We start from the raw sequence: 26,708 nt of genomic DNA, 5'->3' as shown, positions 1-26,708 counted from the left end.
GCCAGGACCACCCTGCCCCTCTAAGGACAGCGATGCCCGCCACAGAATCCGGACCTCCCGTCAAGAAGAAGGGACGACGCGCACGCGCACGCCTGCTCGTGCTCGTCATGGTCCTGGCGCTCTTGGCGGGCCTCGGCTACGGCGCGTACTGGAGCGTGGACACCGTGCGCGCCTCCTTCCCGCAGACCACCGGCTCCCTCAAGGTCCCCGGCCTGACCGGGACCGTCGACGTCAAGCGCGACGAGCACGGGATCCCCCAGCTCTACGCCGACAACGACGAGGACCTCTTCCGCGCGCAGGGCTTCGTCCACGCGCAGGACCGGTTCTGGGAGATGGACGTACGCCGCCACATGACCTCCGGCCGCCTGTCGGAGATGTTCGGCTCCGGCCAGGTGGAGACCGACGCCTTCCTGCGCACGCTGGGCTGGCGTCAGGTCGCGCAGGCCGAGTACGACACCAAGCTCTCACCCGAGACGAAGAAGTACCTCCAGGCCTACGCCGACGGGGTCAACGCGTACCTGAAGGGGAAGTCCGGCAAGGACCTCTCCGTCGAGCACGCCGCCCTGAAGATCAGCGACGGCTACGCGCCCGAGCAGTGGACGCCGGTCGACTCGGTGGCCTGGCTCAAGGCCATGGCCTGGGACCTGCGCGGCAACATGCAGGACGAGATCGACCGCTCGCTGATGGCCTCCTCGCTCTCGCAGCAGCAGATCGACGAGCTGTACCCGCCGTACCCCTTCGACCGGAACAAGCCGATCGTCGAGGGCGGCACGGTCGCGGGCGGCAAGTACGCCCCGGCCGGCACCCCCGGCGCCTCCACCGGCACGGGTACGGGCACGGGCACGGGCACGGGCACGGGCTCGACGGGCACCGGCACCGGCTCCACCGGTACGGGTACGGGCGCCAACGGAACCGGCAACGCCACCGGCGGAACCGGCACCGGCACCGGCACGGGAACCGGCACCGGCCTCGCCGGCAACTCCACCGCCCAGGGCGCCGGCGCGGGCCTGCGTACGCAGCTCACCTCCCTCGCCAAGACCCTGGACGAGATCCCCGCCATCCTCGGCCCCAACGGCAGCGGCATCGGCTCGAACTCCTGGGTGATCTCCGGCAAGTACACGACCACCGGCAAGCCGCTCCTCGCGAACGACCCGCACCTCTCCCCGCAGCTGCCCTCGGTCTGGTACCAGATGGGCCTGCACTGCCGCGCGGTCTCGGCGCAGTGCCAGTACGACGTGGCCGGCTACACCTTCTCGGGCATGCCGGGCGTGGTCGTCGGCCACAACACCGACATCGCCTGGGGCCTGACCAACCTCGGCGCCGACGTCACCGACCTCTACCTGGAGCAGATCAAGCCCGACGGATACGTCTACGACAACAAGACGCTCCCCTTCACCGTCCGCGAAGAGGAGATCAAGGTCGCCGGCGGCGCGAGCAAGAAGATCACCGTCCGCAGCACCAACAACGGACCGCTGGTCTCCGACCGCAGCGACGAACTCGGTACGGTCGGCACCCGCGCCCCCGTCCCCAGCTCCGCCCCCGACCGCGGCAACGGCTACGCCATCGCCCTGCGCTGGACCGCCCTGGACCCCGGCAAGTCGATGGACGCGATCTTCAAGCTGAACCGCGCGAAGGACTTCAACGCCTTCCGCGCCGCGGCCGCCGACTTCGAGGTCCCCTCGCAGAACCTGATCTACGCCGACAACAAGGGCGCCACCGGCAACATCGGCTACCAGGCCCCGGGTCGCATCCCGATCCGCACCCAGGGCGACGGCCGCATGCCGGCGCCCGGCTGGGACCCGAAGTACGCCTGGAAGGGCGGCAAGGACGGCAACGCGGGCTACATCCCGCAGAGCGAGATGCCCTGGGAGCTCAACCCGGCCCGCGGCTACATCGTCACCGCCAACCAGGCCGTCACCGAGTCCGGCACCGGCGCGGGCAAGTACCCGTACGTCCTGACCACCGACTGGGGCTACGGCGCCCGCAGCCAGCGGATCAACGACCTCATCGAGGCGAAGATCAAGGACAACGGCAAGATCTCCACCGACGACATGCGCACCATGCAGATGGACAACAGCAGCGAGATCGCCGCGCTGCTGACCCCGATGCTGGCCAAGATCCAGGTCTCCGACCCGGACGTGCGCTCGGCGCAGAAGCTCCTCGACGGCTGGAACTACACGCAGGAGCCCGACTCGGCGGCGGCCGCGTACTTCAACGCGGTGTGGCGCAACATCCTGAAGCTCTCCTTCGGCGACAAGATGCCCAAGGAACTGCGGGTGGACGGCAGCTGCGTCAACGTCAAGGAGCCCACCGGCCCCAACGACGACCTCGCCGACATCGTCCGCGAATGCGGCCAGCGCGGCCCGGACTCGGCGCAGCCCGACGGTGGCGACCGCTGGTTCGAGGTGGTCCGCCGGCTGGTCAAGGACGAGAAGTCGCCCTGGTGGAAGTCGCCGGCCCGCAAGCTGGGCGAGAAGGAGACCACGACCCGCGACGAGCTGTTCGCGCGGGCCATGGAGGACGCCCGCTGGGAGCTGACCGCCAAGCTCGGCAAGGACCAGTCCACCTGGAGCTGGGGTCGACTGCACCAGCTGACGCTGAAGAACCAGACGATCGGCACCGAGGGCCCCGGCTTCATGCAGTGGCTCCTCAACCGCGGCCCGTGGAACCTGGGCGGCGGTGAGGCCACCGTCAACGCGACCGGCTGGAACGCCGCCAGCGGCTACGACGTCACCTGGGTGCCGTCGATGCGGATGGTCGTCAACCTCAACGACCTCGACAAGTCGCGCTGGATCAACCTCACCGGCGCCTCCGGTCACGCCTACCACTCCAACTACACGGACCAGACGACGCTCTGGGCCAAGGGCGAGCTGCTGGACTGGCCCTTCGGCAAGGAGGCCGTGGACAAGGCGACGGTCGAGACGCTCACGTTGAAGCCGTAAAGCGCACCACCCCCGAGGGGGTGGCCACCGCCTGGACGGGGTGGTCGTGCGGTTCCTCCGGGACCCGCGCGACCACCTCTTCGTCGTAGAGGAGCACCACCAGCGCGGGATGCGCCCCGGCCCGTTCCAGCCGGGCGAGCACGCGGTCGTACGAGCCCCCGCCCCGCCCGAGCCGCATCCCGCGGCGGTCCACCGCCAGCCCCGGCAGCAGGACGGCGTCCGCCTCGGTGACGGCCCGCGGGCCCAGCGGCGGCCCGGCCGGCTCCAGCAGGCGCATCTTCCCCGGGTGCGCGGCCTCGGCGAGGCTCTCCGGACCCTCGTACGCGGCCCAGTCGAGGTCGTTGTCGGGCAGCAGCAGGGGCAGCAGCACGCGCTTGCCGGCGGCGCGCAGCGCGTCGAGCAGGTCGCGGGTGCCGGGTTCGCCGCCGACGGAGACGTACGCGGCCACCGTGCGCGCGTCGGTCAGTTCGGGCAGCGCGAGGGCGGTGCGGGCCAGCGCGCGGGCCGCCGTACGCCTGGCCTCGGGCGACAGGGCCCGGCGGGCGGCGAGGAGTTCGCGGCGCAGCGCGGTCTTCTCCGGGGTGGGTTCGCGGTGGGGCTCGGGGTCGGGCTCGGCGGCGGGGGAGGGCGGGCGCTGTGTCACAGTCGTGTCACATATCCTCTGCTATTGGTATGTACCTGGGCGTATTCACCGGAACGGACCGGGGGTTCGGCGCGACCCACTATCGTTCTGCCCATGACTCAGTCGCACCCCGTGATCAAGAAAGCCGTCATTCCGGCTGCGGGCCTCGGCACTCGGTTCCTTCCGGCGACCAAGGCGACCCCCAAGGAAATGCTGCCCGTCGTGGACAAGCCGGCCATCCAGTACGTGGTCGAGGAAGCCGTTTCGGCCGGCCTGGACGACGTACTCATGATCACGGGTCGTAACAAGCGACCCCTGGAAGACCACTTCGACCGGAACTACGAGCTGGAATCCGCCCTCATCGCCAAGGGCGACGACGACCGCCTGAAGAAGGTCCAGGAGTCCAGCGACCTCGCCACCATGCACTACGTGCGCCAGGGCGACCCCCGCGGCCTCGGCCACGCCGTCCTGTGCGCCGAACCGCACGTCGGCGACGAACCCTTCGCCGTCCTCCTCGGCGACGACCTCATCGACCCCCGCGACCCGCTCCTGCGGCAGATGGTCGACGTCCACGCCCGCACCGGCGGCACCGTGATCGCGCTCATGGAGGTCGACCCGGCCAACGTCCACCTCTACGGCTGCGCCGCCGTGGAGCCCACCGACGACGCGGACGTCGTACGGATCACCGGCCTCGTCGAGAAGCCGGACGCCTCCGAGGCGCCCAGCAACTTCGCCGTCATCGGACGCTACGTCCTCAACCCGGCGATCTTCGGCATACTGCGGGAGACCGAGCCGGGCCGCGGCGGGGAGATCCAGCTCACCGACGCCCTGCAGAAGCTGGCCGCCGACGAGAGCGTGGGCGGCCCGGTGCACGGTGTGGTCTTCCGGGGCCGCCGCTACGACACCGGGGACCGCGGGGACTATCTGCGGGCCATCGTCCGACTCGCGTGCGAGCGGGAGGACCTCGGCCCGGAGTTCCGCACCTGGCTTCACCGTTACGTCACGGAGGAGATGTAGGACTTTGAGCAGTTCCGCGCCGCAGCATCCACGGCAGGCGGGTGACCACCACCGCCTGTGGTCGGTGGACGAGCACCTCGCGGACGTTCTCGCCGCCGTCCGGCCGCTGGAGCCCATCGAGCTCCAGCTGCTCGACGCCCAGGGCTGTGTCCTGGTCGAGGACGTCACCGTGCCCGTCGCCCTCCCGCCCTTCGACAACAGCTCCATGGACGGGTACGCCGTCCGCACGGCCGACGTCCAGGGTGCGAGCGAGGAGTTCCCCGCGGTGCTCGCCGTCATCGGCGACGTCGCGGCGGGCAGCGGCGAACTGCCCACCGTCGGCCCCGGCCAGGCCGCCCGCATCATGACCGGCGCCCCGCTGCCCCCCGGCGCCGAAGCCGTCGTCCCCGTCGAGTGGACCGACGGCGGCACGGGCGCCGGCGCCGCCACCGGCATGACCCGGCCAGCGCCGCGCCCGAGGGCGCGGGCGGCGAGGTACGCGTCCACCGCGCCGCCGAGGCACGCGCCCACGTCCGCGCGCGCGGCAGCGACGTACAGGCCGGCGACCTGGCGCTGGCCGCCGGCACCGTCCTCGGCCCGCCGCAGATCGCGCTGCTCGCCGCCATCGGACGCGGCAGCGTCCGCGTCCGACCGCGCCCCCGCGTGGTCGTCCTGTCCACAGGCAGCGAACTGGTCCAGCCCGGCGAACCGCTCGCCGCCGGCGCGATCTACGACTCCAACAGCTTCGCCCTGGCCGCCGCCGCCCGCGATGCCGGCGCCATCGCCTACCGCGTCGGCGCCGTCGAGGACGACGCCGACAGCCTGCGCGCCACCATCGAGGACCAGCTGATCCGCGCCGACCTCCTGGTCACCACGGGCGGCGTCAGCGTCGGCGCGTACGACGTCGTCAAGGAGGCGCTGACCACCCTCCCCGGCGGCGAGGACGACGTCGCGCCCGGCGGCGTCGACTTCCGCAGGCTCGCCATGCAGCCCGGCAAGCCGCAGGGCTTCGGCACCGTCGGCCCCGATCACACCCCGCTGCTCGCCCTGCCCGGCAACCCGGTGTCCTCCTACGTCTCCTTCGAGCTGTTCGTGCGCCCCGCGATCCGCGCGCTCATGGGCCTGCCGGCGGACGCGCTCAGCCGGCCGTCCGTGCGGGCCGCGCTCGTCGCCGACAAGCCGATCGGCTCCCCGGCCGGCCGCCGACAGTTCCTGCGCGCCGCCTACGACGGGGAGACCGGGACGGTCGCCACCGTCGGCGGATCCGGCTCCCACCTGATCGCCGCGCTGGCCCACGCCGACTCGCTGATCGTCGTACCGGAGGACGTCACCTCCGTGGAGCCGGGGACCGAGCTGGAAGTGATCCTGCTCGGCTGACCACCGCCCGGTGGCGGTAGCGTGTTGCTCCACAGGCCCCGAGGCTCCAGGGGCCCGGAGCGGGAGCGGCACGACGACATGAGTACGCAGAGCAGGCTGACGCACATCGACGAGGCGGGCGCGGCCCGGATGGTCGACGTATCCGAGAAGGACGTCACCACCCGTACGGCCCGCGCCAGCGGACGCGTCCTCGTCTCGTCACAGGTCATCGAGTTGCTGCGCGGCGAGGGCGTGCCGAAGGGCGACGCCCTCGCCACCGCGCGGATCGCCGGGATCATGGGCGCCAAGAAGACCCCCGACCTGATCCCGCTGTGTCACCCGCTCGCGGTGTCCGGCGTCAAGGTCGAGCTGTCGGTGACCGACGAGGCCGTCGAGATCCTCGCCACCGTGAAGACCACCGACCGCACGGGCGTCGAGATGGAGGCGCTGACCGCCGTCGCCGTCGCCGGGCTCACCGTCATCGACATGGTCAAGGCGGTCGACAAGGGCGCGGTCATCACCGACGTCCGGGTGGAGGAGAAGACCGGCGGCAAGTCGGGCGACTGGAGCCGGCGGTGACCCCGCGCGGCGGCGAGGCCCACAGCCACGCGCACGCACCCGAGGCGCCGGAGGCGGCAGCCGCCGCCCCGTCCGCATCGCCTGCCCCGTCCGCATCGCCTGTAACGCCCGCGCCGCCCGCCCCGTCCGCATCGCCTGCAACGCCCGCCCGGCGCGGGCTGGTGGTCACCGCCTCCAACCGCGCCTCGCAGGGCGTCTACGCCGACAAGGGCGGCCCGCTGCTGGCCGAGGCCCTGCAGAAGCTCGGCTTCGCGGTGGACGGCCCGCGGGTCGTCCCGGACGGCGACCCCGTCGAGCGAGCCCTGCGCGAGGGCGTCGCGGCCGGCTACGACGTCATCCTGACCACCGGCGGCACCGGCATCTCGCCGACCGACCGCACCCCCGACGCCACCGCCCGCGTCCTCGACTACGAGATCCCCGGCATCCCGCAGGCGATCCGCGCCGAGGGTCTGGCCAAGGTCCCGACGGCGGCCCTCTCTCGCGGCCTGGCGGGCGTGGCCGGCCACACCCTGATCGTGAACCTGCCCGGCTCCACGGGCGGGGTGAAGGACGGCCTCGCCGTCCTGGCCCGGATCCTGCCGCACGCCGTCGACCAGATCCGCGGCGGCGACCACCCCAGACCGTCGGCGGAGCCCGGGAGCCCGAGCTGAACGGCCCGACCTGGCCGGTGGTGCTGACCGACGGCGACGTCACGCTGCGGCCGATAAGGCTGCGCGACCAGAAGGCCTGGCGGGAGGTCAACCGGCGCAACCGCGACTGGCTGCGCCCCTGGGAGGCCACGATCCCGCCGCCCACGCCGTGGGGGCCGGTCATCCACCGGCCCACGTACCGGCAGATGGTGCGCCACCTGCGGGCCGAGGCGAACGCGGGCCGGATGCTGCCCTTCGTCATCGAGTACCAGGGACGCCTGGTCGGCCAGCTGACCGTCGCCGGCATCACCTGGGGCTCGATGTGCGCCGCGCACGTCGGCTACTGGGTGGACCGCGACGTCGCCGGGCGCGGGGTGATGCCGACGGCCGTCGCGCTCGCCGTGGACCACTGCTTCCAGAAGGTCGGACTGCACCGCATGGAGGTGTGCATCCGCCCGGAGAACATCCCCAGCCGGCGGGTCGTGGAGAAGCTGGGCTTCCGCGAGGAGGGGCTACGGCCGCGCTACCTCCACATCGACGGAGCCTGGCGCGACCACCTGGTCTTCGCGCTCACCGCCGAGGAACTCCCGGAGGGGCTGTTGCGGCGCTGGCACCGCACGCGGGGACAGGCGAGTCCGCCGCAATCCCCGTCGAACCCTCGATAATCGTAAATGCGTTCGAATTGATGCCGCTATTCACCTGTCACCTGATCCCCTGATCCGAAGAATCACAAAAAAAGTCCGTGATATCAGCCGGATCGTGCGACACACCGGCCCAATTGGCTGATCCCCTCGGCCGCGCCCCTCTACGGTGTGGAGTGTGAGCAGCAGCGGCCTCATCTACGCAGTCATTGTCGGGGCCTGGGCCGCCTACTTGGTGCCCATGTGGCTCCGGAGGCAGGACGAGCTGAACGAAGCGCGTCCGACGGAACGCTTCTCCACCGCCATCCGGCTGCTTTCCGGCCGGGCGGGAATGGAGCGCCGTTACGCCAAGGGGCTGCGTGAGCGCGGTGAGGAACAGGCGGAGTCCCAGCCCCCCGTGGACCCGGACGCGACGACGGAAACGGTGAATTCCGTGGACGCCGACGTTCGGGCCGTCGGCGTGCCGCCGACCAGAGCCGAGCCGAGGGCCGCCGAGGCCGAACGGGCCCGACGCCGCCAGCGCCTCCAGGTGCTCGCGCGCCGCCGCCGCACCACCGCGCTGCTCTTCCTCGCGTTCAGCGCCGGTGCGATCGTCGCCGCCGTCGGCGGCTTCCGCTACCTGTGGGCGCCGGCCGTGCCGGCGCTGCTGCTCAGCGCGTACATCGTGCACCTGCGCGTCCAGGAGCGACGCCGCTACGAGTTCACGATGGACCGGCGCCGCGCCGAGGCCGCCGCCCGCAACCTCCGCGAGAACCGCCCGCGTCGGCGCGCGCCCGAGGAGACCCCCGCCGGCGCCGAACCGGACCCCGCGCCGCCGGTCTCCCCGCAGGAGGCCGGTCGGCGCGCGCTCGTCGAGCAGACCGACCACGCCGAATGGGTGGACCAGCAGCGCGAACGGGAGCGCGGACCGGCGCGCGGCGACAGCTGGGAGCCCGTACCCGTCCCGCTGCCGACCTACGTGACGGCCCCCGTCGCCCCCCGCGCCACCGGGCCCGTCGCCCCGGACGGCTGGAGCGCCACCCGTTCCAGCACCGCCGAGCCGACGGACCCCCGCCTGCGCGCCCAGCCGTCGGTGCCGAAGCCGGACCGCGCGACGGACCGTACGGCGGGAGGGGCGGTGGACGGCAAGCCGCCGGCGCCGCCGCGCCCGCGCGGACAGGGTCGGGGCCGCACGCCGCTCTTCGACCAGTACGAGAGCGACGACCGCCCGCGCGCCGCGAACGAGTGATCGTCCCTCCGGTGCCGGTGCCGGTGCCGGTGCCCGCGCCCGCCCGCCGCCCGCGACCTGCGCGGACGCCGGCCGGAACCCGTTTTGGAGCACCGGCGCGGGGATGCTAATGTTTCACACGTCGCAAGGGCCTGTGGCGCAGTCTGGTAGCGCACCTCGTTCGCATCGAGGGGGTCTGGGGTTCAAATCCCCACAGGTCCACAGACGACAGTTCGCGGGTAGCTCCCGTGGACGTCACAAGATCCCGTCCGGTCGAAAGACCGGGCGGGATCTTTGCGTTGTGGGGGTGATGCGGCGTCAGAATGATCGTATGACGAGCCATGACGGTGGGACGGCCTGGGCGTGGGACGCGCTGGGCGGGGCGGCGGAATCGGTCGGGCGGGTGCGCTACCGGGGGGCGGCCGGGCTGGAGAGCCTGTTGCCCGTGCAGGAGTTGGCGCGGGCGACCGTGGGGGTGTGCGCGCTGGCGGCGGCGGAGCTGGGCGCCGTACGGGCGGGCGGTGAGCCGGCCGGGCCCGTGGTGGTGGACGAGGGGGCCGTGGCCACGGCGTTCGTGAGCGAGCGGCATCTGCGGATCGAGGGGCGGGCGCCGGTGTCGTTCGCGCCGCTGTCGGGGTTCTGGCGGGCCGCCGACGGCTGGGTGCGGACCCACGCCAACTACCCCCACCACGAGGCGGCGCTCGTACGGGCATTGGGCGTGCCCGGAACTGCGGACGCTGTACGTAGTGCGCTCGCCGGGCTCGGCGCGGTCGAGGTGCAGGAGCGCGTCTACGCGGCGGGCGGGCTGGCCGTCGCCGTCGCGGCGGAGTACGGGGCGCCGCAGCCGTTGGTGGAGACGGTCCAGGGCGTGGGCGCCGGGGACGGGCGGGTGCTCGCGCTGCCGGCCGGGCCGCTGCCCGCGTCGGGGGTACGGGTCCTGGACCTGACCCGGGTCATCGCCGGCCCCGTCGCCACCCGGACCCTGGGCGTGCTGGGCGCGGACGTGCTGCGGATCGACGCGCCGGGGCTGCCGGAGGCGGACGACGCGTACGCCGACACCGGCTTCGGGAAGCGCTCGGCGCTGCTGGACCTCGCCGACCCCGGCGATCGGGCGGTGTTCGAGGGGCTGCTGGACGGCGCCGACGTGGTGGTGTCGGGGTACCGGCCGGGGGCGCTGGAGCGCTTCGGCCTGGGCGGGGAACAACTGCTGGAGCGCCGGCCGCACCTGGTCGTGGCCGAGCTGTGCGCGTGGGGGTGGCGGGAGTGGGGTCCGTGGGCCGGCCGGCGGGGCTTCGACTCGCTGGTGCAGGCGGGCTACGGGATCTCCGCCGCCTGCGCGGAGGACGACCGTCCGGGCGTGCTGCCGGCGCAGGCACTGGACCACGGGACGGGCTACCTGATGGCGGCCGGCGTGCTGCGCGCGCTCGCGGAGGGAGGCGGGCGGCTGCTGCGGTACTCCCTCGCGGGGACGGCCTCGTGGCTGGTCCGGGACCTCGCGGCGCAGCCGGAGGGGGCGGGGGCCGACGCGGCCGAAGCCGTCGAGCCGGCGGAGTACGAGGCGGGGGCGTGGTTGCGGGAGCGGGACAGCGCGTACGGGGCGCTGCGGTATGCGGCGAGCCCCTTCGGGGAGTGGGAGCGGGGGCCGTCGCGGTGGGGGACCGACCGGCCGGAGTGGCGGGAGCGCTGAGCGGGTGCGCTCTGGCTGCTGAGTTCCGACCCGTCGGTGCGTCGGTGCGTCGTTCGGCCCCGGGTGGTTTCCGGGGCCGACGGGGCGCTGGTGGGTCAGGGGTGGAGGGGCTTGGCCATGCAGCGGCTGGAGTCGTAGAGGCGGTAGTAGCCGAACTTCTCGGACATGGCGTAGCCCGAGGACAGGTACAGCGCGATGGCCTCCGGCTGCTGGTCGCCGGTTTCGAGGACCATGCGGGTGCGGCCGGCCGCGCGGGCGTCGGCCTCCAGTTCGGCGAGGATGCGGCGGGCCAGGCCCGTGCCGCGGGCCTCGGGTATCACGTACATGCGCTTCAGCTCGGCGTCGCCGTCCGAGTAGCCCTCGTCGTTCTGGTCCTGGCGGCGCCAGCCTCCGCTGGCCACGGCGGTCTCCGTGGCGTCGTAGGCGAGGAGGTAGAGGCCGTTCGGCGGGTCGAACATCGCCGGGTCGAGGTACGTGGCGTCGCCCTCGCCCGCGTAGCGGATCTGGTACTCGACCTGGACCTGGGCTTCGAGCTTGACCGCGTCGGGGTGGTCGTACGGCACGGCGCGGATGTTTATACCGTGAGACATTCGAATAGCGTACGGAACGGTGCGGCTATGGTGCGGGGATGCTCACCGTGACCTCCGTGAATGTGAATGGGATCCGCGCCGCCGCGAAGAAGGGCTTCGTCGAGTGGCTCGCGGGATCCGACGCCGACGTCGTCTGCCTCCAGGAGGTGCGCGCCGAGGAGGCGCAGATTCCGGTCGAGGCGCGGGAGCCCGAGGGCTGGCACACGGTGTTCGCGCCGGCCGCCGCCAAGGGACGGGCCGGGGTGGCGCTGTACACGCGGCGGGCGCCGGAGGCGGTGCGGGTGGGGTTCGGGAGCGACGAGTTCGACGCGAGCGGGCGCTACATCGAGGTCGACCTGCCCGGTGTGACCGTGGCCAGCCTGTACTTGCCGTCGGGCGAGGCGGGCACGGCGAAGCAGGACGAGAAGTACCGGTTCATGGTCGAGTTCCTGGACTACCTGCGGGAGCTGAAGGCGCGGGCCGCCTCCGACGGGCGGGAGGTCGTGGTGTGCGGTGACTGGAACATCTGCCACCAGGAGGTCGACCTCAAGAACTGGAAGACCAACCGCAAGAACGCCGGCTTCCTGCCGGAGGAGCGGGAGTGGCTCGGCCGGGTGTACGGCGAGGCCGGCTACGTCGACGTGGTGCGCGGGCTGCACCCGGACACGGAGGGCCCGTACTCGTGGTGGTCCTACCGGGGCCGCGCCTTCGACAACGACGCCGGATGGCGCATCGACCTCCAGGTCGCGACGCCGGGGCTGGCCGCGAGGGCCGTCAAGGCGGTGGTGGAGCGGGCCGAGACGCACCCGGAGCGGTGGTCCGACCACGCGCCGGTGACGGTGGTCTACGAGTCGGTCGTCTGAGTCGGGGGCCGCCGGTGTGGCCGCTGCTGGTGCAGGCGGTCCATCGCCATCGTGAGTTCCGCCTCGACCACGCTCTTCGCCAGGGGGCGCAGGCGCGCCACCGCGACCTCGTCGTCCTCGTCGATGTGGGTCGTGATCAGCTCGGTGAACAGGGCCGCGAGCGCGTCCGCGTGCTCGCGGACGCGGCGGCCCGCCTCCAGGACCGCCGCGAGCGGGACGCCCTCGCGGACCAGCGCCGAGGAGACCTCCAGGAGGCGGCGGCTGACGTGGACGATCGCGTCGCCGTCGGTGGCGATGTAGCCGAGGTCGAGGGAGGCCGCCAGGTTCTCCGGGGTGACCTCGCCCTCGAAGTGGTCGGCGAGGGCCTCGGGGGTCAGCCGTACCGGGGTCTCCTCCGACCAGCCGATGCCGAGCAGCTCGCCGAGCTGGCTGACGTCGCGGCCGCTTTCGAAGGCGGCGGTGAGTTCGGCGATGCCGCCGAGGGTGTGGCCGCGTTCGAGGAGGGCGGCTATGGTGCGCAGCCGGGCGAGGTGGTGGTCGTCGTACCAGGCGATGCGGCCCTCGCGGCGGGGCGGCGGCAGGAGCTTGCGTTCGCGGTAGAAGCGCAGGGTGCGCACGGGGATGCCGGCCGCCTCGGCCAGTTCCTCCATCCGGTATTCGCGCACAGCCCCGCCTGCCTCCGTCGTCGTCGCCTCGTCCGCCACACCGGCAGCCTAGGCCGTACCCGCAGTAACTTTCCGGGCGCGACCCCTACCCATGGGTACGGGCCTGCTCTACTCTCCCGATTGTGCCAGTGATTGCTGGCAGTGTTGCGGATGTGGTGGCTGGGACGACTGCGACGGCGGAAGGCGGCGGGCATGGGCAGCGGCGGGGACGGCAAGGCGGGCAAGGCCGGGAGGGCCGGGAGGGCCGGCGATGCGGACGGGCGTGAGCACGTACGGGTGGCGGTGATCGGGTCCGGCTTCGGCGGGCTCGGCGCGGCCGTGCGGCTGCGCCGCGAGGGGATCACGGACTTCGTGGTCCTGGAACGGGCCGACTCCGTCGGCGGCACCTGGCGTGACAACAGCTATCCGGGATGCGCCTGCGACGTGCCGTCCCACCTCTACTCCTTCTCCTTCGCCCCCAACCCCGACTGGCCCCGCACCTTCTCCGGGCAGCCGGCCATCCGGGAGTACCTGGAGCACGTCGCCGACACCTTCGGGCTGCGCCCGCACATCCGCCTGCGCCACGAGGTCCGGATGATGCGGTGGGACGAACGGGAACTGCGCTGGGAGATCGAGACCTCCGCCGGCGACCTGACCGCCGACGTGGTCGTCTCCGCCACCGGTCCGTTGTCCGACCCGAAGATGCCCGACATCCCCGGTCTCGCCGACTTCCCCGGCAAGGTCTTCCACTCGGCGCGCTGGGACCACGACTACGACCTGCGCGGCAAGCGCGTCGCCATGATCGGCACGGGTGCCTCCGCGATCCAGATCGTGCCCGCCATCGCCCCCGACGTGGAGCGCCTGACGCTCTTCCAGCGCACCCCGCCGTGGGTCATGCCGCGCACCGACCGGGCGATCAGCGCCGTCGAGCGCTGGCTGCACCGCCAACTGCCCTTCACGCGGGCGGCGCGGCGCGGGGCGCTGTGGGGGATCCGCGAGCTCCAGGTGAGCGCGTTCACCAAGCACCCCGGCCGGCTGGGGCTCGTCGAATCGCTGGCCAAGGCCAATATGGCGCGTTCGATCAAAGATCCCGAGCTGCGGGCGAAGCTGACGCCCTCGTACCGGATCGGCTGCAAGCGGATCCTGCTGTCCAGCGAGTACTACCCGGCGCTGGCCCGACCCGACGTGGACGTGGTGGCCTCCGGGCTGCGGGAGGTCAGGGGCTCGGTCCTCGTCGCCGCCGACGGCACGGAGGCCGAGGTCGACGCGATCATCCTCGGCACCGGGTTCCACGTCACCGACATGCCCATCGCCGACCGGGTCGTGGGCGCCGACGGCCGCACCCTCGCCGAGGCATGGAAGGACGGGATGCAGGCACTGCGCGGGGCGACCGCAGCCGGCTTCCCCAACTGGATGACGATCATCGGCCCGAACACCGGACTCGGGAACAGCTCGATGATCCTCATGATCGAGTCCCAGCTGAACTACATGGCCGACTACCTGCGTCAGCTCTCCGTCCTGGACGGCGGCGGCGCGCGCGGGCGGACCGCCCTCGCGGTGCGGCCCTCCGCCGTCAACCACTGGAACCGTCAGGTCCAGGCCCGGATGGAACGGACCGTCTGGAACACCGGCGGCTGCACCAGCTGGTACCTCGACGCGCAGGGCCGCAACACCACCGTCTGGCCGGGCACGACGGGGGAGTTCCGCAAGGAGACGCGGAACGTGGACCTGTCCGAGTACGAGGTGGTGCGGCGTCGCGAGCCGGTCCACGCGGCGGCGGCCGCCGTGCCCGCGCCCGCCGAGGCCGTCGCGAAGGCCTCCGCCAAGGCCCCCGCCGAGGAGGGCGCCGCGTGAGGCGGCCCGCGCACGTCACCTCCGGCCGCTACGCACCCCCGGTCGCGGAACGCGAATCGATCGCCGTATCCGCCGACGGGGCCCGCCTGCACGTGGAGGTCCACGGCCGCGAAGGCGCCCCGGCCGTCGTCCTGTCCCACGGCTGGACCTGCTCCACCGCCTTCTGGGCCGCGCAGATCCGGGAACTGGCCGCCGACCACCGCGTCATCGCCTACGACCAGCGCGGCCACGGCCGTAGCCCCGCCGCCCCGGCCGGCGGATCGGCCGGGTACAGCACCACCGCCCTCGCCGACGACCTGGTCGCCGTGCTGAAGGCCACCCTCGCCCCCGGCGAGCGGGCCGTCGTCGCCGGGCACTCCATGGGCGGCATGACGGTGATGGCCGCGGCCGGGCGCCCCGAGTTCACCGAGCACGCCGCGGCCGCCCTGCTGTGCAGCACCGGCAGCTCGCGTCTGGTCGCCGAGTCGACCGTGCTGCCGCTGCGCGCGGGGCGCGCGAGGACCCGTATCACCTCGGCCGTCGTCGGCAGCCGCGCTCCGCTGGGGCCCGTCACACCCGTCACGCGAGCGGTGCTCAAGTACGCGACGATGGCCCCCGGTTCGGCACCCGAACGGGTGGAGGCCTGCGCCCGCATCGTGCACGCCTGCCCGCCGGCGGTGCGGCATGCCTGGTCGCGCGTCCTGGCGGGACTCGACCTGGACGCCGGGCTCGCGCGGCTGACCCTGCCCACCGCCGTGCTGGCGGGGCGCGTCGACCGGCTCACGCCGATCACGCACGCCCGCCGCATCGCCGCCGCCCTGCCGCGATGCGTGGGGCTGACCGAAATCACCGGCGCGGGGCACATGACCCCCGTCGAGGCGCCGGAGGCCGTCACCGCCGCCATCCGGGAACTGACCGCCGTGTACCTGCCCGCCCCCGAGAAGGAGAAGACCGCGTGAGTCCTCGCAGGAGTCTGGAAGGCCAGGTCGCCGTCGTCACCGGAGCGGCGCGCGGCGTCGGCGAACTGCTCGCCCGCAAACTGTCGGCGCGCGGCGCCCGGGTCGCGCTGGTCGGCCTGGAGCCGGAGGCCCTCAAGGAGGTCTCCGAACGGCTGCACACCGACAGCGACCACTGGCACGCCGACGTCACCGACCACGAGGCGATGGCCCGGGTCGCGCGGGAGGTCAAGGAGCGTTTCGGGAAGGTGGACGTCGTCGTCGCCAACGCGGGCGTCGCCGCCGGCGGGCCGTTCGCCGACTCCGATCCCGTGGCCTGGCGGCGCGTGATCGAGGTCAACCTGATCGGCGGGGCCGTCACCGCCCGTGCCTTCCTGCCCGTGCTGACCGAGAGCCGCGGCTACTTCCTCCAGATCGCCTCGCTAGCGGCGATCACACCGGCGCCGATGATGACCGCCTACTGCGCCTCCAAGTCCGGCGTCGAGGCCTTCGCGCACTGTCTGCGCGCGGAGGTCGGGTACAAGGGCGTCAAGGTGGGCGTCGGCTACCTCTCCTGGACCGACACCGACATGGTGCGCGGTGCGGACGAGAACGACGTCATGCGCGAGTTGCGGCAGCGGTTGCCGTGGCCCTCGAACCGCACCTACCCGCTGGGGCCGGCCGTCGAGCGGATCGTGGCCGGCATCGAACGGCGCTCGCCGCACGTGTACGCGCAGTGGTGGCTGCGCGGCATGCAGGGGACGCGGGGTTACCTGCCGGGGATCATCGCGGCGGCGGGCAAGCGCGAGATGAAGCGGTTCGAGCCTCGACTCGCGAGTGTCTCCACGGGACTTGTGGGCGCGGGCGGGGCGGCCGACGAGCAGGAACGGGCGCGGCCGGTGTAGCCGCCGAATGGTCGAAATGCGTGGAATGTCGCCTCGTGCCAGGCTGGTCGGGCCACGCCCCGACACCCCTTCAGGAGGGAGCAGCATGGGTCTGAGGGACCAGTTCCAGGCGAAGGCGGAGCAACTCGCGCGGAGGGCCGAGGAAGCGGCCGCCGGCGCGGGGGACCGCACGACCGAGCGCGCGCCGGAGGCCGGCGAGCGCCTGGCGGCGACGGCCCCGCCCAAGGGACAGAAGGTGCGCGAGACCTTCGACGACACCTTCGACGACTGACGCGCGCACGGCCGCCGAAACGCCGAGGGCGCGACCCGGAACACCGGGTCGCGCCCCTTCGTGTATGACGTACGCCGTACGTAGTGCGGTGTACGTCATACGGTGCACGGAGTCAGTCCGGCCCTAGGGTCTCGGAGGCAGCTTCGGGCGGCGGAGGTCCGGGACGTCCGTGTAGCCGGGCGGGATCGCCGCCGGGTCCTGTTCCAGCAGCTCCAGCGCCAGGTGCACGGCGTCGTCGAGCTGCCCGTACCGTCCCTCCGCCCAGTCGAGGGGCGTGCGCAGGATCGCGAGGTCCGGCTCCACGCCGTGGTTCTCGACGGACCACCCGTACTCCGGGAACCACGCCGCGTTCATCGGCACCGTGATCACCGTGCCGTCGCCCAGGGTGTGCCGGCCGGTCATCCCGACCACCCCGCCCCAGGTGCGCTGGCCCACCACCGGGCCCAGCCCCAGCAGCTTGAACGCGGCCGTGATCATGTCCCCGTCGGAGGACGTCGCCTCGTCGGCAAGCGCCACGATCGGGCCCCGGGGCGCGTTGGAGGCGTAGGAGACGGGCTGCGCGCCGCGCGTCAGGTCCCAGCCGAGGATCGAGCGGGTGAGCTTCTCCACGACCAGTTCGCTGATGTGCCCGCCCGCGTTGCCGCGCACGTCCACGATCAGGGCGGGCCGGGAGACCTCCAGGCGCAGGTCGCGGTTGAACTGCGCCCAGCCGGAGCCGCCCATGTCGGGGATGTGCAGGTAGCCGCAGCGGCCGCCGCTCAATTCGCGGACCACCGCGCGCCGCTTCGACACCCAGTCCTGGTAGCGCAGCGGCCGTTCGTCGATGAGCGGTACGACCGCGACCCGTCGGGCGTGGCCCTCGGCCTCCGCCGGCTGGAACGTCAGCTCGACGGTGGTGCCCCCGGCCGCCGACAGCAGCGGGTACGGGCCGGCCACCGGGTCCACGGGTCGGCCGTCGACGTGCGTGAGGATCGCGCCCTCGCGGATGCCGGTGCCGGCGAGCGGGGAGCGGGCCTTGGAGTCGGAGGACTCGCCGGGCAGGATGCGCTTGACCATCCACGCCCCGTCGCGGCACACGAGGTTCGCGCCGAGCAGGCCGATCGCCCGCTGGTAGTGGGGCGGGCCCTCGTTGCGGCGGGCGGGGGAGACGTAGGCGTGCGAGGTGCCCAGTTCGCCGAGGACCTCGCGCAGCAGGTCGGCGAACTCGTCGGGCGAGGCGACCCGTTCGACCAGGGGGCGGTACTGGCGCAGCACGCCGTCCCAGTCGATGCCGCACATCTTCGGCTCCCAGAAGTAGGCGCGGATGATCCGGCCGGCCTCCTCGTAGGCCTGGCGCCATTCGGCGGCGGGGTCCACCTCGTGCAGGATGCGCCGCAGGTCGAGGTAGACGGTGGAGTCGCCGTCGCCGGATTCGGTCGAGGGGACGGCGCGCAGGTCGCCGTCGTCGTTGAGGACGAGGCGGGTGCCGTCGCCGCTGACCGCGAACCAGTCCAGGCCGGAGGCCAGTTCGCTCTTGCGGGCCTTGGAGATGTCGAAGTGTTCCAGGGTCGGCTTGCCGCTGGTGTCGGCCGGGTTGGCGAAGGTCTCGCCGAGCGCGCCCGAGATGGGCCAGCGCAGCCACACGAGGCCGCCGCCGCTGACCGGGTGGAGGGCCGAGTACTTCGACGCCGTCACCGGGAACGGCGTCACCCGGCTCTCCAGGCCCTCGACCTCGACGGTCACCGAGCCGTCGCCCTCGCCGGACTCGCCCTCCACGGGGTCGAGTCCGCCGGCGGCGGGGCGGCCGTCGGGGGTGAAGGCGAAGGGGGAGGGCGTGGCCGAGGAGAGCGGCACCAGGTACGGGCGGCAGCCGAGCGGGAACGACATGTCGCCGGTGTGGACGTCGTACACGGGGTCGAATCCGCGCCACGACAGGAAGGCGAGGTAGCGGCCGTCGCGGGTGAAGACGGGGCTCTCGTCGTCGAAGCGGCCGTTGGTGACGTCGACGACGGTCCGGGGACCCGGGCCGGAGATCCTGGCCATCTTGATCTGGCGCAGCGATCGGCCGACCCCCGGGTGGGACCAGGTCAGCCAGCAGCCGTCGGGGGAGAAGGCGAGGTCGGTGACGGGTCCGTTGATGGACCGGATCAGCTCGGTCACCTCGCCGTCGGACTCCTCCGTCGCGTCGAGGAGCAGGAGGCGTCCGTCGTCGGAGGCGACGGCGAGGCGTTCCCCGTCGGGGTCGGAGAGCAGTTCCAGTACGCGGCCCAGTGCTCCGGAGGCCAGCCGGCGCGGCTCGCGGTCGCCGGAGGCGCGCGGGAGGTAGGCGATCTCGATCGCGTCCTCGCCCTCGGCGTCGGTGACGTAGGCGATCTGGCCGCCGCCGCCGAGCATCTCCGGCAGGCGCACCCGTACGCCGGGCGTGTCGGCGATGGTACGGGCGGGGCCGTCGCGGTGGGTGAGCCAGTAGAGGCTGCCGCGCACGATGACGGCGCTGGCCCGCCCGGTGGTGTCGACGGACAGCGAGTCGACGTGGCTGGCGGCCGGCACCTGGTACGTACGCCGCCCCGCGCGCGGGCCGCCGAGGCGGACGGGGAGCTTGCGGGGCAGGGCGTCGGGGGCGAGGGAGTCGACCAGCCAGATGTCGCCCGCGCACTGGTAGACGATCCGGGAGCCGTCGCTGGAGGCGTGCCGGGCGTAGAACTCGTCGTGGTCGGTGTGGCGCCGCAGATCGCCGCCGTCGGGCAGGCAGGAGTAGAGGTTGCCGACGCCTTCGTGGTCGGAGAGGAAGGCGATGCGTCCGGCGACGAACATCGGCGCGTCGAGGTGGCCCTCGATGTCCTCCAGGAGTCGCTGCCCGTGCAGCCACAGCCGGCCGGTGGCGCCGCCGCGGTAGCGCTTCCAGGCGGCGGGCTCGTGCGGGGGTTTGCCGGTGAGCAGCAGGGTGCGGCGTTCGCCGTCGGGTCCGTCGTGGACGGCGATGTCGGAGACCGGGCCCCAGGGCAGGCGGCCGCCGGGGCTGCCGTCGGTGGGCAGGCTGTAGGCCCAGGAGAAGTAGGAGAAGGGCTGGCCGTGCGAGGAGACGGCGAGGATGTCGCTGCGGCCGTCCTCGTCGGGCGGGGTCCAGCCACAGACGCGGGTGTCGGTGGCGCCCCAGTAGCTGAGCCGGCGGGCGGGGCCGCCGTCGACGGGGGCGAGGTGGATCTCCGGGTCGAGGCTGCGCCAGGTGGTGAAGGCGATGTGTCGTCCGTCCGGGGAGAACCGGGGGTGGCCGACCCGGGTCCGGTCGACGGTGATCCGCCAGGCGCGGCCGGGGGTGTGGCCCTCGGGGACGAGCGGGGCGACCCAGAGGTCGTCCTCGGTGGCGAAGCACAGCAGGTCGTCGTGCAGGTGCGGGAAGCGGAGGTACGCGACGTCGTGACTCACCCCCCAATGCTTTCCGCGTGAGGGGGGCGCGGCAACTCGTACAGGTGATCGCCGTGTCACTCCGGCAGGTGACGTGCGTGGACGCGGTCGCGTGACCCATCCCACTCCTCCATCGAAACGGAACGGTTTCGTTTCGTTGTGGCGAGGGGTATCGTCTCAGGTGTACGGAACGGTTTCGTTCACCGAGCGCCGCGGGTGATGACCGTGGCGATGACCGTAAGGTGGGCGAGCGTGTCGACGAGCGTGCTGGGGAGGAACCGGAGATGACCGAGCCGATGGCGGTCCGGCGCAGCCGGATCACCCCCGAGCGCGAGGCCGAACTCCACGGCGCGGTCCTCGACCTCCTGCGCGAGGTCGGATACGAGGCCCTCACCATGGATGCGGTCGCCGCCCGTACGAAGTCCAGCAAGGCCACCCTCTACCGCCAGTGGGGGAGCAAGCCGGAGCTGGTCGCCCGAGCCCTGCGATGCACCCAACCGGTCACCCTCGGGGAGATCGACACGGGCAGCCTCCGCGGGGACTTCGAGCGCATGGTCGCGTGCTCCGACGACGCGCAGATGGCCAAGGACACCGCGCTGATGCGGGGTCTGGCCCATGCCGTCCACGAGAGCCCGGAGCTGCACAGGGCGCTGCGCGACCTGCTGGTCGACCCGGAACTGGGCGGTCTCAAGGTCATGCTGCAACGCGCGGTCGACCGGGGCGAGATCCGGCCGGACTGTCCGGCCCTGGATTTCGTGCCGCACATGCTCATCGGGGCGTTCATCGCGCTCCCGCTGATCGAGGACCGGTCCGTCGACCGGGCGTTCCTCGGTGAGTTCATCGACGCCGTGGTCTTCCCCGCCCTCGGTGTCTGACGCCCGACCGAACCGAAGAACCCGCACCATCCCGCACCGCACCCGCTGTTCCTGACACGCCGCTCTCGTCGTCGGGCCGGCTTTTGACGCCCTGATCCGTCACGGATCGCCCCGATCCGTCCCGGATCCATCCCACGACCTGAAACGGGAGAACCACGACGTGGCCACCTTCCTCTACCGGCTCGGCCGCGGTGCCTTCCGGCGCCGCGGTCTCGTCGCCCTTCTGTGGGTGGCGCTGCTGTTCGCCGCGGGCTTCGGCGCCGCGACGGCCTCCGCGCCCACCTCCGGCTCGTTCTCGATACCCGGCACGGAGGCCCAGAAGGCCTTCGACCTGCTGGACAAGAAGTTCCCGGGCATGTCCGCCGACGGCGCGACCGCCCGGATCGTCGTCAAGGCCCCGGCGGGGGCCAAGGTCACCGACCCGGCCACCAAGACCGAGGTCGAGAAGATGATCTCGGGGCTGAAGGGCGGCGCCGGCGCCGACCAGGTGGCCACGGTCGACGACCCGTACCGGACGCAGGCGGTCAGCCAGGACGGCTCGACCACCTACATCAGCGTGAAGTACAAGGTCAGCGGGATGGAGTTGAAGGACGCCACCCGCGAGGCGCTGACGGATTCCGGTCACGCGGCCCAGCAGGCCGGTCTCCAGGTCGAGATCGGCGGTGACGCGCTGATGGCCGCTCCCGAGACCGGCTCCGGTGAGATCATCGGCATCCTGGTCGCGGCGATCGTCCTCGTCATCACCTTCGGTTCGCTGATCGCGGCCGGACTGCCGCTGCTGACCGCGCTGATCGGCGTCGGCATCGGCGTCTCCTCCATCACCGCGCTCGCCAACGTCCTCGACCTCGGCAACACCACCTCCACCCTCGCGATGATGATCGGCCTCGCGGTCGGCATCGACTACGCCCTCTTCATCGTCTCCCGCTACCGCGTGGAGCTGGCCGAGGGCCGTGAGCGGGACGAGGCCGCCGGCCGGGCCGCCGGAACCGCCGGTTCCGCCGTGGTGTTCGCCGGTCTGACCGTGGTCATCGCCCTCGTGGGCCTGGCCGTCGTCAACATCCCGATGCTGACGAAGATGGGCTTCGCGGCCGCCGGCACCGTGGTCATCGCCGTCCTGGTGGCACTCACCCTGGTCCCGGCCATCCTCGGCTTCGCCGGCCGGAAGGTCCTGCCGGCCGGTGAGAAGAGCAAGCTCTTCGGCAAGGGCGGCAAGGCCAAGCAGGCGGCCGGCGCGGAGCCCAAGCCCAACGGCGGCACCCGCTGGGCCCGTTTCGTCCTGCGCCGCCCCGTCATGGTGCTGCTGGCCGGCGTGATCGGCCTCGGCGTGATCGCCATCCCGGCGAGCAAGCTGGAGATGGGCCTGCCGGACGACGGCGCCCAGCCGGTCTCCACCACCCAGCGCAAGGCGTACGACCTGCTCTCCGAGGGCTTCGGCCCCGGCTTCAACGGCCCGCTGATGGTCGTCGTGGACGGTGACAAGGCGCTCGCCGACCAGACCGCCGAGCGGATCAAGGGCCTGGAGGGCGTCGTCGCGGTGATGCCGCCGATGCCGAACGAGGCCAAGGACGCCGCCGTCATCAGCGTGATCCCGAAGGACCGCCCGTCCTCGACGCAGACCGAGGACCTGGTCCACTCGATCCGCGACGGCAGCGGGGACGACGTCTTCGTCACCGGCGCCACGGCGATGAACATCGACTTCTCGCAGAAGATGAACGACGCGCTGCTGCCCTACCTCGCGCTCGTCGTCGGCCTCGCCTTCCTGCTGCTGATGCTGGTCTTCCGTTCGATCCTGGTCCCGCTCAAGGCGGCCCTCGGCTTCCTGCTGTCGGTCGTCGCCGCCCTCGGCGCGGTCGTCGCGGTCTTCCAGTGGGGCTGGCTCGGCTCGCTCTTCGGGGTGGAGCAGACCGGTCCGATCATGTCGATGATGCCGATCTTCATGGTCGGCGTGGTCTTCGGCCTGGCCATGGACTACGAGGTCTTCCTCGTCACCCGCATGCGGGAGGCGTACGTCCACGGCGAGCGTCCCGGCCAGGCGGTCGTGACCGGCTTCCGGTACAGCGCCCGGGTGGTCGTGGCCGCGGCCGTCATCATGATCGCGGTGTTCGCCGGCTTCATCGGGGCCAGTGAGCAGATGGTGAAGATGATCGGCTTCGGTCTGGCCGTCGCCGTCTTCTTCGACGCCTTCGTCGTTCGCATGGCCATCGTCCCGGCGGTGCTCGCGCTGCTCGGCCACAAGGCCTGGTGGCTGCCGAAGTGGCTCGATCGGATCCTGCCCAACGTGGACGTGGAGGGCGAAAGCCTGCGCAAGCACCTGGGCGAGAGCGGATCGGCGTCCGAGGACGGCCACGGGCCGGACAAGGACCGCGAGCTCGTGAACGCGTGACCCCGTAGCCGCACCGGACCCGGCCCCGTACCTGACCGCAGGTACGGGGCCGGCTCCGTTGCGCCGCTCGGTTACCGCCCGCTCCGTCAGGGCGCTCGGTTACGCCGGACCCGTTACGCCGGTCGGGTGGCGGCGGCGTACGTACGGCGCAGGAAGCGGCGTAGCGAGGCGATGTCGAACTGGATGACGGCGACCCCCTCGGGGGAGTGGAACTCCACGATGGCCTGGACCCGGCCGCACGGCCAGACGCGTACGTCGCCGGTGCCCGTCGGGGCCAACAGGCCGGCCTCCAGGAGGGCGCGGGGGAAGACCCATTCGTTGTCGGTGCCCTCGGGCGACAGCTCGGCGGGGAAGACGATCCGGACGGCCAGCGGCTCCTCGGGCCTGAAGCGCAGGGCCACCGGAATGGCCCGGTAGAGAGGGTCGTCGGTGATCACGCGGGCCAGTACCCGCTCCTCGACGGCGCTGGGAACGGTCGTGGACGGTGGATTCTCGGCGGTCGCTGACATCGACAAGACTCCTCGAATCGGAACATTTCAGTCCGTTTGTCCCGTCCAGCGTCGCACATTCCCGCGCGCGCACCCTCGCACGCTCGCATGTTCCGACAAGGCGGGCCGCTCCTTTTGTGACCTGGACGCTCTTGCCAACCATTTGCAATTGGGCAATATTCTTGAACGGTTAAAGACTGCATAAGAAAGACTGCACAAGAGCGGAGCCCTCATGCACGTGCCCGACGGATTCATCAACGCGCCCGTCTCGGCGGCCGCCGCAGTGGTGGCCGCCGGCGCCGTCGCCGTCAGCCTGCGCGGCGCCCGCAGGGAGCTCGACGAGCGCACCGCTCCGCTGGCCGGTCTCGTCGCCGCCTTCATCTTCGCCGTGCAGATGCTGAACTTCCCCGTCGCCGCCGGCACCAGCGGCCACCTCCTCGGAGGGGCGCTGGCCGCGATACTCGTCGGTCCGTACACGGGTGTGCTGTGCGTCTCCGTCGTCCTGCTGATGCAGGGCATCCTCTTCGCCGACGGCGGCCTCACCGCCCTCGGCGTCAACATCAGCGTGATGGGCGTCGTCACCGTCGTCGTCGCCTACGCCGTCTTCCGCGGCCTCCTCAAGGTGCTGCCGCGCACCCGCGGCTCGGTCACCGCCGCCGCCTTCGCCGGCGCCCTGCTCTCCGTGCCCGGCGCCGCCGCCGCCTTCACCGCGCTCTACGCGATCGGCGGCACGACCGACGTGGCCATCGGCAAGGTGTTCACCGCCATGGTCGGCGTGCACGTCCTCATCGGCATCGGCGAGGCCTTCATCACCGCCGCCACCGTCGGCGCCGTGATCGCCGTACGCCCCGACCTCGTGCACGGCGCGCGCGGGCTGACCGCACCGCTGAAGCTGCGCGTCGGCGGCGAACTGATCGACGCGCCGGCCGCGTCCCCGGCCGCCGCCCCCGCCGGCGCCCGCTCCACCCGTCCCGTGTGGATCACCGGCCTCGTCGCCGCCCTGGTCCTCGCCGGGTTCGTCTCCTTCTACGCCTCCGCCAGCCCCGACGGCCTGGAGAAGGTCGCCGCCGACCAGGGCATCGACGCCAAGGTCGAGGAGCACGCCGCCGCCGACTCCCCGCTCGCCGACTACAGCGTCAAGGACGTGGACGACGCCCGCCTGTCCGGGGGCCTCGCCGGCGTCATCGGCGTCGGGGCGACCGTCGTCGTCGGGACCGGGGTCTTCTGGGCCGTACGCCGCCGCCGCGCCGAGGCCGCCGCCCCCGCGGCCGGCGCTCCCGCGTCCCGCTGACACGGGAACGGGTCGCCGACATGGGAACGGGTCACTGACATGGGAGCGGGTCACGCGCACCGGCTCTACCGGCACGGGCACTCGCCGGTCCACGGGCTGCCGCCCCACTGCAAGATCGCCGCGACCTTCGCCTTCGTCATCGTCGTCGTCTCCACGCCGCGCGAGGCCATGTGGGCCTTCGGCCTCTACGCCGTCCTCATCGCCGCCGTCGCGGCGGCGGCCCGCGTCCCCGCCGGCTTCCTGCTGCGCCGGCTGCTCATCGAGGTGCCGTTCGTCGCCTTCGCCGTGCTCATGCCCTTCGTGGCCGAGGGCGAGCGGGTCGACGTACTCGGCATGTCGCTGAGCGTCTCGGGTCTGTGGGGCGCCTGGAACGTCCTGGCCAAGGGCACCCTCGGCGTGGCCGCCTCCGTCGTCCTGGCCTCCACCACCGAACTGCGCGCCCTGATCCTGGGCCTCCAGCGGCTCAAGCTGCCGCCGCTGCTGGTGCAGATCGCCTCCTTCATGATCCGCTACGGCGACGTGATCACCGGCGAGCTGCGCCGGATGTCCATCGCCCGCCGCTCACGCGGCTTCGAGGCACGCGGCATCCGCCACTGGGGCGTGCTGGCCAAGACCGCCGGCGCCCTCTTCATCCGCTCCTACGAACGCGGCGAGCGGGTCTACCTCGCGATGGTCAGCCGCGGCTACGCCGGCTCCATGCCGGTGATCGACGACGTCGCGGCCACCCGCGCCCAGTGGGCGTACGCGGCCGTGCTCCCGGTGACGGCGCTCGCCGTCTGTCTGATGGGATGGACGCTGTGACCGCTCCCTCCGCCACCCCCGCCGCGCCCGTCCCCTCCCTGGAGGTGTCCGGCGTCGCCTACGCCTACCCCGACGGCCACCAGGCCCTCTTCGGGGTCGACCTCACCGTCGGACAGGGCGAACGCGTCGCCCTCCTCGGCCCCAACGGCGCCGGCAAGACCACCCTCGTCCTGCACCTCAACGGCATTCTCGGCGGCGGCGTCGGCACCGTCACCGTCGCCGGGCTGCCCGTCGAGAAGCGCCACCTCGCCGAGATCCGCCGGCGCGTCGGGATCGTCTTCCAGGACCCCGACGACCAGCTGTTCATGCCGACCGTCCGCGAGGACGTCGCCTTCGGCCCGGCCGCCGCCGGACTGCGCGGCGCCGAGCTGGAGGCGCGCGTACGCGAAGCCCTCGAACAGGTGGGCATGGCCGACTACGCCGACCGGCCGCCGCACCACCTCTCATTCGGGCAGCGCCGCCGGGTGGCGGTGGCGACCGTACTGGCGATGCGCCCCGAGATCCTCGTCCTCGACGAACCGTCCTCCAACCTGGACCCCGCCTCGCGGCGCGAGCTCGCCGACATCCTGCGCGCGCTGGACGTCACCGTCCTGATGGTCACGCACGACCTGCCCTACGCGCTCGAACTGTGCCCGCGCTCGGTGATCCTCAGCGAGGGCGTCATCGCCGCCGACGGCCCCACCCGCGACCTCCTGTGCGACGAGGAGCTGATGGGCGCGCACCGCCTGGAGCTGCCCTTCGGCTTCGACCCGCGCGCGGTCGCGGCGTCGACCGTACGGACCGGGACCGGGACCGGCGCGGCATAAC

The 26,708-nt window shown here is 72.5% G+C and carries 22 protein-coding genes, 1 tRNA gene and 1 pseudogene; 19 read left to right on the top strand and 5 right to left on the bottom strand.

The window, feature by feature from the left end; genetic code table 11:
• Positions 1-32: 32 nt before the first annotated feature.
• Positions 33-2,942: a penicillin acylase family protein gene (locus tag M4D82_RS14195; protein ID WP_249766394.1), complete on the top strand. Its 2,910-nt coding sequence runs from the start codon at positions 33-35 to the stop codon at positions 2,940-2,942.
• Here M4D82_RS14195 and M4D82_RS14190 read toward each other — a convergent pair.
• On the bottom strand, positions 2,926-3,585 hold the full coding sequence (locus tag M4D82_RS14190) for a 5-formyltetrahydrofolate cyclo-ligase (protein WP_502988926.1): 660 nt from the start codon (positions 3,583-3,585) through the stop codon (positions 2,926-2,928). The genes M4D82_RS14195 and M4D82_RS14190 overlap by 17 nt on opposite strands.
• Before the next feature lie 93 nt (positions 3,586-3,678).
• Between M4D82_RS14190 and galU the strand changes: the two genes are divergently transcribed.
• The 8 genes and pseudogenes from galU to M4D82_RS14150 all read left to right on the top strand — a co-directional run bounded on the left by galU (position 3,679) and on the right by M4D82_RS14150 (position 10,659).
• The gene (galU, locus tag M4D82_RS14185) at positions 3,679-4,581 is read left to right on the top strand and encodes a UTP--glucose-1-phosphate uridylyltransferase GalU (RefSeq protein WP_249766393.1); all 903 of its coding nucleotides are present in this window, start codon (positions 3,679-3,681) and stop codon (positions 4,579-4,581) included.
• Between the two features lie 4 nt (positions 4,582-4,585).
• A pseudogene (gene glp / locus M4D82_RS14180) lies at positions 4,586-5,937 on the top strand (molybdotransferase-like divisome protein Glp).
• Positions 5,938-6,015: 78 nt separating this feature from the next.
• Positions 6,016-6,495, top strand: coding sequence for a cyclic pyranopterin monophosphate synthase MoaC (gene moaC, locus M4D82_RS14175; RefSeq protein ID WP_249766392.1), 480 nt, complete (start codon positions 6,016-6,018; stop codon positions 6,493-6,495).
• A complete protein-coding gene (locus M4D82_RS14170; RefSeq protein ID WP_502988925.1) occupies positions 6,492-7,145 on the top strand; it encodes a MogA/MoaB family molybdenum cofactor biosynthesis protein in 654 nt (217 codons plus the stop codon). The genes moaC and M4D82_RS14170 overlap by 4 nt, the downstream gene beginning before the upstream one ends.
• 17 nt (positions 7,146-7,162) lie before the next feature.
• Entirely contained in the window at positions 7,163-7,789 is a 627-nt protein-coding gene (locus M4D82_RS14165) for a GNAT family N-acetyltransferase (protein ID WP_249766391.1), read from the top strand.
• 154 nt (positions 7,790-7,943) lie between these two features.
• Positions 7,944-8,993 carry a divisome protein SepX/GlpR gene (gene sepX, locus M4D82_RS14160; protein ID WP_249766390.1) on the top strand — a complete coding sequence of 350 codons (1,050 nt, stop codon included), beginning with the start codon at positions 7,944-7,946 and terminating at the stop codon, positions 8,991-8,993.
• Positions 8,994-9,120: 127 nt separating this feature from the next.
• Positions 9,121-9,194, top strand: a tRNA-Ala gene (locus tag M4D82_RS14155).
• Positions 9,195-9,303: 109 nt separating this feature from the next.
• Positions 9,304-10,659, top strand: coding sequence for a CoA transferase (locus tag M4D82_RS14150; RefSeq protein ID WP_249766389.1), 1,356 nt, complete (start codon positions 9,304-9,306; stop codon positions 10,657-10,659).
• Positions 10,660-10,754: 95 nt separating this feature from the next.
• Here the strand turns inward: M4D82_RS14150 and M4D82_RS14145 are convergent, their stop codons facing one another.
• Positions 10,755-11,249, bottom strand: a complete 495-nt coding sequence (locus M4D82_RS14145; RefSeq protein ID WP_249766388.1) for a GNAT family N-acetyltransferase — start codon at positions 11,247-11,249, stop codon at positions 10,755-10,757.
• 38 nt (positions 11,250-11,287) lie between these two features.
• Between M4D82_RS14145 and M4D82_RS14140 the strand changes: the two genes are divergently transcribed.
• The gene (locus M4D82_RS14140) at positions 11,288-12,091 is read left to right on the top strand and encodes an exodeoxyribonuclease III (protein ID WP_249766387.1); all 804 of its coding nucleotides are present in this window, start codon (positions 11,288-11,290) and stop codon (positions 12,089-12,091) included.
• Here the strand turns inward: M4D82_RS14140 and M4D82_RS14135 are convergent.
• Entirely contained in the window at positions 12,073-12,741 is a 669-nt protein-coding gene (locus tag M4D82_RS14135) for a MerR family transcriptional regulator (RefSeq protein WP_249771795.1), read from the bottom strand. The two genes, M4D82_RS14140 and M4D82_RS14135, sit on opposite strands and share 19 nt — an antisense overlap.
• A gap of 207 nt (positions 12,742-12,948) precedes the next feature.
• On the opposite strand from M4D82_RS14135, the gene M4D82_RS14130 reads away from it, so the two are divergent.
• From M4D82_RS14130 to M4D82_RS14115, 4 genes are all read left to right on the top strand, one after another.
• Positions 12,949-14,589 (top strand): flavin-containing monooxygenase, encoded by a 1,641-nt coding sequence (locus M4D82_RS14130; protein ID WP_249766386.1) that lies wholly within the window; start codon positions 12,949-12,951, stop codon positions 14,587-14,589.
• Positions 14,586-15,527 carry an alpha/beta fold hydrolase gene (locus tag M4D82_RS14125; protein ID WP_249766385.1) on the top strand — a complete coding sequence of 314 codons (942 nt, stop codon included), beginning with the start codon at positions 14,586-14,588 and terminating at the stop codon, positions 15,525-15,527. The genes M4D82_RS14130 and M4D82_RS14125 overlap by 4 nt, the downstream gene beginning before the upstream one ends.
• Complete coding sequence (locus tag M4D82_RS14120; protein ID WP_249766384.1) at positions 15,524-16,408, top strand: SDR family oxidoreductase; 885 nt, start codon at positions 15,524-15,526, stop codon at positions 16,406-16,408. The genes M4D82_RS14125 and M4D82_RS14120 overlap by 4 nt, the downstream gene beginning before the upstream one ends.
• Before the next feature lie 85 nt (positions 16,409-16,493).
• A complete protein-coding gene (locus M4D82_RS14115; protein WP_249766383.1) occupies positions 16,494-16,679 on the top strand; it encodes a hypothetical protein in 186 nt (61 codons plus the stop codon).
• Positions 16,680-16,802: 123 nt separating this feature from the next.
• Here the strand turns inward: M4D82_RS14115 and M4D82_RS14110 are convergent, their stop codons facing one another.
• Entirely contained in the window at positions 16,803-20,084 is a 3,282-nt protein-coding gene (locus M4D82_RS14110; RefSeq protein ID WP_249766382.1) for a S41 family peptidase, read from the bottom strand.
• Between the two features lie 263 nt (positions 20,085-20,347).
• On the opposite strand from M4D82_RS14110, the gene M4D82_RS14105 reads away from it, so the two are divergent.
• Both M4D82_RS14105 and M4D82_RS14100 read left to right on the top strand, forming a co-directional pair.
• Entirely contained in the window at positions 20,348-20,938 is a 591-nt protein-coding gene (locus M4D82_RS14105; RefSeq protein WP_249766381.1) for a TetR/AcrR family transcriptional regulator, read from the top strand.
• A 160-nt stretch (positions 20,939-21,098) separates the two neighbouring features.
• Complete coding sequence (locus M4D82_RS14100) at positions 21,099-23,321, top strand: MMPL family transporter (protein WP_249766380.1); 2,223 nt, start codon at positions 21,099-21,101, stop codon at positions 23,319-23,321.
• A gap of 113 nt (positions 23,322-23,434) precedes the next feature.
• Here M4D82_RS14100 and M4D82_RS14095 read toward each other — a convergent pair whose 3' ends face one another.
• Positions 23,435-23,830, bottom strand: a complete 396-nt coding sequence (locus M4D82_RS14095; RefSeq protein WP_249766379.1) for an SsgA family sporulation/cell division regulator — start codon at positions 23,828-23,830, stop codon at positions 23,435-23,437.
• Positions 23,831-24,041: 211 nt separating this feature from the next.
• Here M4D82_RS14095 and M4D82_RS14090 point away from each other — a divergent pair, with 211 nt between their 5' ends.
• From M4D82_RS14090 to M4D82_RS14080, 3 genes are read left to right on the top strand one after another with little or no spacing between them, the layout of a single operon-like run.
• Positions 24,042-25,100, top strand: coding sequence for an energy-coupling factor ABC transporter permease (locus tag M4D82_RS14090; RefSeq protein ID WP_249766378.1), 1,059 nt, complete (start codon positions 24,042-24,044; stop codon positions 25,098-25,100).
• A gap of 39 nt (positions 25,101-25,139) precedes the next feature.
• Positions 25,140-25,901: a cobalt ECF transporter T component CbiQ gene (gene cbiQ, locus M4D82_RS14085; protein WP_249766377.1), complete on the top strand. Its 762-nt coding sequence runs from the start codon at positions 25,140-25,142 to the stop codon at positions 25,899-25,901.
• A complete protein-coding gene (locus M4D82_RS14080) occupies positions 25,889-26,707 on the top strand; it encodes an energy-coupling factor ABC transporter ATP-binding protein (RefSeq protein ID WP_502988924.1) in 819 nt (272 codons plus the stop codon). Before cbiQ ends, M4D82_RS14080 begins: the two co-directional genes overlap by 13 nt.
• The last annotated feature ends 1 nt before the right edge of the window (position 26,708 follow it).

Origin of the sequence: Streptomyces sp. RerS4 (genome assembly GCF_023515955.1) — a bacterium.
Taxonomy (GTDB): Bacteria; Actinomycetota; Actinomycetes; order Streptomycetales; family Streptomycetaceae; genus Streptomyces.
This window is presented reverse-complemented; position numbering and strand designations above follow the sequence as displayed.

What these genes read in the sequence shown, in the direction of transcription:
- M4D82_RS14195 (WP_249766394.1), top strand. Translation starts at nt 33, where the DNA reads ATGCCCGCCACAGAATCCGGACCTCCCGTCAAGAAGAAGGGACGACGC.
- galU (WP_249766393.1), top strand. Translation starts at nt 3,679, where the DNA reads ATGACTCAGTCGCACCCCGTGATCAAGAAAGCCGTCATTCCGGCTGCG.
- moaC (WP_249766392.1), top strand. Translation starts at nt 6,016, where the DNA reads ATGAGTACGCAGAGCAGGCTGACGCACATCGACGAGGCGGGCGCGGCC.
- M4D82_RS14150 (WP_249766389.1), top strand. Translation starts at nt 9,304, where the DNA reads ATGACGAGCCATGACGGTGGGACGGCCTGGGCGTGGGACGCGCTGGGC.
- M4D82_RS14145 (WP_249766388.1), bottom strand. Translation starts at nt 11,249, where the DNA reads ATGTCTCACGGTATAAACATCCGCGCCGTGCCGTACGACCACCCCGAC.
- M4D82_RS14140 (WP_249766387.1), top strand. Translation starts at nt 11,288, where the DNA reads ATGCTCACCGTGACCTCCGTGAATGTGAATGGGATCCGCGCCGCCGCG.
- M4D82_RS14135 (WP_249771795.1), bottom strand. Translation starts at nt 12,741, where the DNA reads ATGGAGGAACTGGCCGAGGCGGCCGGCATCCCCGTGCGCACCCTGCGC.
- M4D82_RS14130 (WP_249766386.1), top strand. Translation starts at nt 12,949, where the DNA reads ATGGGCAGCGGCGGGGACGGCAAGGCGGGCAAGGCCGGGAGGGCCGGG.
- M4D82_RS14115 (WP_249766383.1), top strand. Translation starts at nt 16,494, where the DNA reads ATGGGTCTGAGGGACCAGTTCCAGGCGAAGGCGGAGCAACTCGCGCGG.
- M4D82_RS14105 (WP_249766381.1), top strand. Translation starts at nt 20,348, where the DNA reads ATGACCGAGCCGATGGCGGTCCGGCGCAGCCGGATCACCCCCGAGCGC.
- M4D82_RS14095 (WP_249766379.1), bottom strand. Translation starts at nt 23,830, where the DNA reads ATGTCAGCGACCGCCGAGAATCCACCGTCCACGACCGTTCCCAGCGCC.
- M4D82_RS14090 (WP_249766378.1), top strand. Translation starts at nt 24,042, where the DNA reads ATGCACGTGCCCGACGGATTCATCAACGCGCCCGTCTCGGCGGCCGCC.
- cbiQ (WP_249766377.1), top strand. Translation starts at nt 25,140, where the DNA reads ATGGGAGCGGGTCACGCGCACCGGCTCTACCGGCACGGGCACTCGCCG.
- M4D82_RS14080 (WP_502988924.1), top strand. Translation starts at nt 25,889, where the DNA reads ATGGACGCTGTGACCGCTCCCTCCGCCACCCCCGCCGCGCCCGTCCCC.